We start from the raw sequence: 7,213 nt of genomic DNA, 5'->3' as shown, positions 1-7,213 counted from the left end.
TGGTGAGACAGCAACAGATACTTTCACTTACACAGTGAGTGATGGCACGGCAGAGCCAATTACCAAGACGGTCACGGTGACCATCAATGGCGCTAATGGTGCGCCGATTGTCTCAGATATCGCGACATCAACTTCTGAAGACAACAGCGTTCTCATCGAACCTGAGTTTTCTGATGCAGACAGCTCCGACACCCACACCATCACGTTTGATGCCAGCAGCACGAAAGGTGAAGTGTCTCTTGTTGATGGCAAATTCAAGTATGACCCGAATGGTCAGTTCGAGCATCTGGCAGTTGGGGAAACAGCTACCGACACCTTCACCTACACTGTCAATGACGGCAACGGCGGAGTGGTCACCAGGACTGCAACGATCACAATCAATGGTGCCAATGATGCGCCGGTTGTTGTTGCTACTCAGGTGCACCCGTTTATTGAGAAGTTTATTGCTTCTGACGGACGTTCTTCCTTGGATCACTTTGGCTGGTCTGTTGCGATTAATGCTGGTGGAGTGCTTGTTGTTGGAGCACACCTTGACGATGATCGTGGAAAGGATGCTGGTTCAGTATATGTGTACACACCTGATGGCACAGGTGGTTTTCAAGAAGTTAAACTGACGGCTCCAGATGGGGCTCGCTCTGATCATTTTGGTAAATCTGTTGCGATTAATGATACAGGTGTAATCGTTGTAGGAGTGACTGGCGATGATGAACAGGGCAAGTCATCTGGCTCAGTTTATGTATATGCGCCTGATGAAGCTGGTGGATACTCGCAGATTAAGCTGACAGCACCTGATGGTGAGGAAAATGACTTTTTTGGTAGCGCTGTTGCCGTCAGCGATGCTGGTGTGATCATTGTTAGTGCAGAGGGTGACAGTGACCACGGAACCCAAACCGGTTCAATTTATGTTTATGCTCCTGATGGGGGTGGAGGGTACACAAGTTTAAAGCTCACTGCATCTGACGGAGCTAAATCTGATTGGTTTGGTCATTCCGTTGCCGTCAGTGAAACCGGCCTTATTGCTGTTGGCGCCTTCCGTGATGATGATCGTGGTCAGGACTCCGGCTCAGTTTATGTATATGTGCCTGATGGATTTGGTGGGTATGAGCAAGTTAAGCTACTAGCGTCAGATGGAGCGCAAAATGATAACTTTGGGCAGTCTGTTGCGATTAATGATGCTGGCTTAGTTATTGTTGGTGCGCCTGATCATGATGATCAGGGTAAACGATCTGGTTCGGTTTATGTGTATACGCCCGATAGTTCTGGTGGGTACACCGATGTAAAACTTACGGCTTCTGATGGGGCAATTGCAGATAGTTTTGGTTGGTCGGTAGCTACGAATGACGCCGGTGTGATTGTTGTTGGTGTGCCTGGTGATGATGATCCTGGCCGTGGTGCGGGTTCTGCGTATGTGTATGTGCCAGATGGGCGGGGCGGTTATTCCGAGTACAAACTGTTGGCGCCAGAAGGGTCTTATAAAAGTAGCTTTGGCATTTCTGTTGCGATCAGTTCAAACGGCGAAATTTCTGTTGGAGAATATAGCGTTTCTGATCGCGCACCAAACTCTGGTTCTGTTTATGTGTTCAAACCGGATGCTTCTGGTGCCTATGGTGTGATCAATGAAGTGCTGGAACTGAAAGATACAAGAGATCTTGCACCGGTCAGTGGCGAGATTGAGATTGTCTTTAGTGATGCCGATACAACCGGTTCTGACTATGAGGTCAGTGTAACGGGCGTGTCAGTATCAGGGGCTTCGGGCGTTTTGGATAGTGACGCGCTGTTGGCTCTGCTCAATGTTGATCATATTGAGCGAGCAGCCGATGCTGCCCAAGGCTCTATACACCTTGCCTTTAGTGCGCCAGCTACCATGTTTGACTACCTTTCCAGCTCCGGTAGCATTGAGCTGATCTATACGGTAGTTCTTGATGGCGGTCCGGTGAACCACCAGGTCAAAGTGGTAATCAACGGTACCAATGATGTGCCAATCTTTTCTGATATCACTACATCAACCTCGGAAGATGATAGTATTCTGATTGAACCTGTGTTCTCGGATGCAGACAGCTCTGACACCCATACTATCACGTTTGACGCCAGCGGCACGACAGGTGAAGTGTCTCTTGTTGATGGCAAATTCCAATATGATCCGAACGGCCAATTTGAGCATCTAGCAGTTGGCGAGACAGCAACCGATACCTTTACTTACACTATCGATGACGGCAATGGCGGAGTAGTCACCAAGACAGTAACTATTACCATAAATGGTGCCAATGATGCGCCGGTTGTTAATGCAGTCTTTGGCTTCTCTTACATGGTCAGTGAAGGCAATGGTGGAATGGTTATGAAAACTGTTCTGGCAACGGAGGAAGATTCACAACTTGTTGCAAAGTCAATCAGTACTTCTCCAGCAGGTGATACGAGCGTTCTCTTTACACCTGAGTTTACAGATACAGACACGACTGATCAGCTCTCGCTTTCCTTTGACACTAGCGAGACAATAGGTTCTGTGATGTTAGTCGATGGGAAGTTCAAATATGATCAGAATGGCCAGTTTGAGCATTTGGCTGCTGGCGAGATTGCTACCGACACGTTTTCCTACACAGTTACAGATAGTAATGGCGGGCAAACTACAAAAACTATCCAGATAGTGATCCATGGTCATGGCAACAATCCAACATTAAGCGCGCTTTCTATTCGAGATGACGGTCGACTTGAGTTGGTTGGAACTGATGGTGGTGTAACCATAACAGGTACTTTACTCAGTGAATTTATTCATGGTGGAGAAGGAAATGATGTTCTAAGCGCTGGAGAAAGCGGTGGAGCTCACCAGCATCTCTTAGGTCATGCTGGTGATGACACATACCTCTATAGCTCTATCGATGGCTATGTTTCTGTAGGAGCCCTCGAAGGTGAAAGTGACGAGTTTGACACTGTTCGCTTTACTGATCTGAGACTCTCAGATCTCACGATTACAAGACAAGACTATGATAACTCGAACGGAACAGTGTTGAAATTCTCTTGGTCGAAAGATGGGAAAAGTGGACAGCTGAACGTTGCTAATCTTGGTGAAAATATTGAGCGCTTTGAATTTGCTGATGGTACCAGCTTATCCAAGATAGAGTTCTTCAGCCATGGTCGAATAAAATTCTTTGGCACTGAGGACGATGATATCTTCATTGGGACTATTGAGGGTGAAGAAATTTATGGCAGTGCAGGTGCAGACACGATTGATGGTGCTGGTGGTAGCGATACAATCAATTATGTCAAATCTACAGCCGCAGTTTCGGTGAATTTGAGTACGGGAGAGTTGTCTGGAGGCTATGCTGAGGGAGACAAACTCACCAATATTAAAACAGTTGTCGGCTCACATTTTGATGACTTCCTTGTTGGAGATGATGGAAATAATGGCCTTTATGCTCAAGATGGAATTGATCATCTTGAGGGAAAAGAGGGAGACGACACACTGAATGCCTATGGAAATGGCGCAGATTATCTAGATGGTGGTGAAGGTTCTGATACAGTTCGGTATCGCTGGTCAAATAGTGGTGTAACTGTAAACCTAGGTGACTCTTCAAAAAATACAGGTGATGCGACTGGCGACACATATGTGTCCATTGAAAATATTATGGGCAGTGATGCACATGCTGATTATCTTACGGGTGATGAAAGCAGTAATAAAATCTGGGGTTACGGAGGTGATGATCAGCTTTATGGGGGCGACGGCGCTGATTACCTCAACGGTGGAAGCGGTCGGGATTTCGCTCGTTATGTTGACTCTAATGCCGCGGTCCATGTGAACCTGGCAACAGGCGTCGTCGATGGAGGTTATGCAACAGGTGATATTCTTGTAAGTATAGAGAATGTCGAAGGATCAAAGTTTGATGATGTTCTCATAGGTGATGATGCAGCCAATAATTTGTATGGTTTGAATGGGGAAGACTACCTTGAAGCGGGGGGCGGGGCCGATGTGCTAAATGCCTATGGCTCTGGTGCAGATTATCTTGATGGTGGCAGTGGTATGGATACTGTCCGGTACTATTGGGCGCGCTCTGGAGGGGTCAGTGTCAATCTACAGGACCAAGTTGGCTTATCAGGTGATGCTGCAGGTGATACCTATGTTTCCATTGAAAACATTATTGGATCGAACTTTGGAGACGATCATCTTGTGGGAGATGATGGCGCTAACAATCTGAATGGATATGCAGGGAACGATACGCTGGTTGGTGGTTACGGTTCCGATACCTTTGTATTTAGCGGTTCCATGTTCGGCAATGATACGATCACCGACTTCGAAGCTGGAGCTGGTTCCGATGATATCATTCAGTTTGATAGCGAAACATTCACAAACTTTGATGCCGTAATTGCTGCAGCAAGCGATGAGGGAAGTAGTGTCGTGATCTCACTAGATGATGACAACTCGGTCACTTTGAATAACGTGTCAAAATCAGAACTGCATGCTGATGACTTCCAGTTTGTCTAAATGACCAAAGGCTACGCTCGTCTTGTTCGTACGAGCGTAGCCTCAATTTTTATAAGCTCTCTGGGTCCTTCCCAGCCTTTTCTTATCCTGCGGCGAGTTCAGCAGGGCAGGGCTGGGGCTTGTGTGGGGTTTGCGGAGGCTTGGTGTTTATGTTCATGTTGTTGTTCTCATGTCCTAACCTCGCTAATCCTATGGGTTTATGGGATTTTTCACCTTCATCTCATTGACAGTTTAAACAATCCATCGCATGGTTCTTGCGAGGCGTCGAAACCTCTCACAGAGCGGTCACCGCTGCCGTTTACAGGCGGTCTTTTTGTGTCTGGAGTTAGGTCTTCAAACGCAAACTCTCGCTTATGGGCGGGAGGGCGGTGAATACAATACCCTTTGCGGGGGAATAAACCCGCCTGTCTCTGTCAGGTTTCGAACCTCCCGCTCGCCAGTGGGTTGTCGAAAGCCTTCTGCTGAGTGGTTTGTTCAACAAGCCAACAGAGAGGGCTTAATGATGACTGATACTGGTAAAGAGAAATGTGCCCATACGTCCCTTCGCAATGAAGTGGATCAGCTTCGCTTATCAAGCAATCACCTCAAAAATCTAGTCTATTCCATGAGCGTGGTGATGAGTGAGCGTATGGAACACACTCAGGAATATGAAGCGTTACTGACGCTGTTTGATACTGTGCGCAATCACATCAATGATGTGCAGGAAAGCAGTGAGAAGATTTCAGAGCTGCTTGATCCCTGTGCACTGGAAATCTCTAAAAGCAAGTAAGTTGGAATGATGAGAGGCTTGCCTCTTATGGAATATTCTGGCTTGGGAAGCGTGAGCTTCTCAGGCCTTTTTAGTATGTGGCTGCAAAGGTAACCCAAGCACTGAAAAGGGCATTCAATGATGGAGCTCTGCTTGGCTACGCCCTAATCGTTGCCTTTCTTTTGCAGCTTCCCCTTTTAGGAACCAATGGCCTGTTTCACCGTCATGTTTTGAGAGTTTTTGAGATAAGACCTTTCTCTTTGAGGTCTTACAAAGAATCTCAAAGAGTGGGTCTGATACAGAGATAAACTTGGATGTTTGATTGAGTATCTGCATTGCTGCTGCTTTTGCGCTAGATGACACTGATTGAAGTTCACCTGTATTATTATTTGTATATTTATCTTTATTTCGTGGTGCTCTCACGTCACCCTTTAGCTGCTCATTTTGGCACGTTTTCTTGTCTATTTTGTCACTGCAACTGTGCATGGACAGCGAGTCTGGTGCGACCAAAGGTGCTCTGATGTCACGTTTTTCGTCTCCTACATGGCAAAAGGCATAATGATTGCTTTGCCCGCGACCACGTACACGTTGAGCTTTAAAATATCCAGCTTGCTCTAGCTTCTTCAAAGCTCGGATTACAGTTCTTCTGCTGGTGCCTGCATCCTGTTCAAGGCGAGAGATGCTTGGCCAAGCATCTCCGGTCTTAGTGTTGAAGTAGTCACACAGAGCGATCCCCACGACCTTTTCTGATGCAGAGAAGTCATGATCCCGGCACAGCTTGCTAATCCAAACAGCTTTGTCGCTGTATTGAATGGTTAGGCTGTTACAATGTTGTATCTTGATTGCTGTATTGCTCATTATTTCTGCCCCCACTTCAGCAGGCGAGAAACCTTTGACAAAATTCGCCTAGTTATTTGACGTTTTTTACGCTTCTAAGCCATTGGAAAATTGACAAGAGTTCAGGATTGAAAATCCGCGTGTCGGTGGTTCGAATCCGCCTCCAGGCACCACTTATCTCTTTGAAAATATTAAATAATAAATCGAGCATTCGCTCTATTTTCTCAAGGCTTGACACTTTTGCTCCAACCGCTTGCTGAACTCTTCCCCTCGCAGTGTGATTTCCTTTTCAATGTGGCGCGGCGTGAGATTTTGCATAGGTGGGCGATATAACGTACACAGCGGCCTTTTTTCTTTCCCTACCAGTTTTGAACGTTAGAGAAGTCTCAAAGCGTACCCTTTTAACGCTCAGTTTATCGACGGTTTAAGACACGCTCTTTGGAGCTAAATTATCTGCGCCCGAGGCTCTGGCCAGCTCTGCGACTTAAAGTGAGTTTTAGTAACTCTAAGTCTTGGCACTCTCCGCCAAATTAAAGAGGGATTGTCTCCAATAGAAGTGGTTCGATGTCTCAGCCATTGTCCATGAGATAAATATTCACACTGAGGATTTTCTGGAAAGTCATCGTTAAAGGCATCAAAATCCGAATAACGTTAGGTCTGGACAAGCAGGTTTTGTCCCTAGCACTTAATGCGCAGCTTTCACCAGAACGCACGCTGGCCTTCATCTCAAACAGACGTTACCACCGGAGTCTGAGACACCGGATCTGCGTAAACGCTTGTGTCAATTTCGTAGACTGAGCTCACCAGGGAGGGGCTGACCACATCGTGTGGTGATCCCTCGGCAAAGATCGCTCCATCGCGCATGACGACGAGGTGGTCTGCGTAGCGGGAGGCCTGGGCGATGTCGTGGAGAACGACGACCACGGTGCTGCCCTGACTGTTGAGGTGTTGGAGGAGATCCAGTGTCTCATACTGATAGCGGATATCCAGATAGCTGGTTGGCTCGTCCAGCATGATGTAGGGCGTGTCTTGAGCCAGACACATGGCGATGAAGGCACGTTGGCGCTGACCGCCGGAAAGGTCTTTTAACGCCCGGTCCTTGAACGTGTAGAGCCCTGAGGTGTGCAAGGCCTCCTCAACAATCTCAACATCCC

At 47.1% G+C, this 7,213-nt stretch carries 4 protein-coding genes; 2 read left to right on the top strand and 2 right to left on the bottom strand.

The window, feature by feature from the left end:
* Together PPL9_RS11420 and PPL9_RS11415 are read left to right on the top strand one after the other, a co-directional pair.
* The coding region (locus tag PPL9_RS11420) for a VCBS domain-containing protein (RefSeq protein WP_057462811.1) at positions 1-4,474 on the top strand (4,474 nt) is incomplete at its 5' end.
* A gap of 499 nt (positions 4,475-4,973) precedes the next feature.
* A complete protein-coding gene (locus tag PPL9_RS11415) occupies positions 4,974-5,243 on the top strand; it encodes a hypothetical protein (RefSeq protein ID WP_208989316.1) in 270 nt (89 codons plus the stop codon).
* 114 nt (positions 5,244-5,357) lie between these two features.
* Here the strand turns inward: PPL9_RS11415 and PPL9_RS11410 are convergent, their stop codons facing one another.
* Positions 5,358-6,080: a helix-turn-helix domain-containing protein gene (locus PPL9_RS11410; RefSeq protein WP_057462810.1), complete on the bottom strand. Its 723-nt coding sequence runs from the start codon at positions 6,078-6,080 to the stop codon at positions 5,358-5,360.
* 705 nt (positions 6,081-6,785) lie between these two features.
* Positions 6,786-7,213 (bottom strand): ATP-binding cassette domain-containing protein (locus PPL9_RS33220; protein ID WP_208989315.1); only part of this gene is annotated, 428 nt, incomplete at its 5' end.

It is taken from the genome of Pseudovibrio sp. POLY-S9 (assembly GCF_001431305.1).
Lineage (GTDB): Bacteria > Pseudomonadota > Alphaproteobacteria > Rhizobiales > Stappiaceae > Pseudovibrio.
The sequence above is the reverse complement of the archived record's forward strand: the minus strand, read 5'-3'. Positions and strand labels throughout refer to the sequence as shown.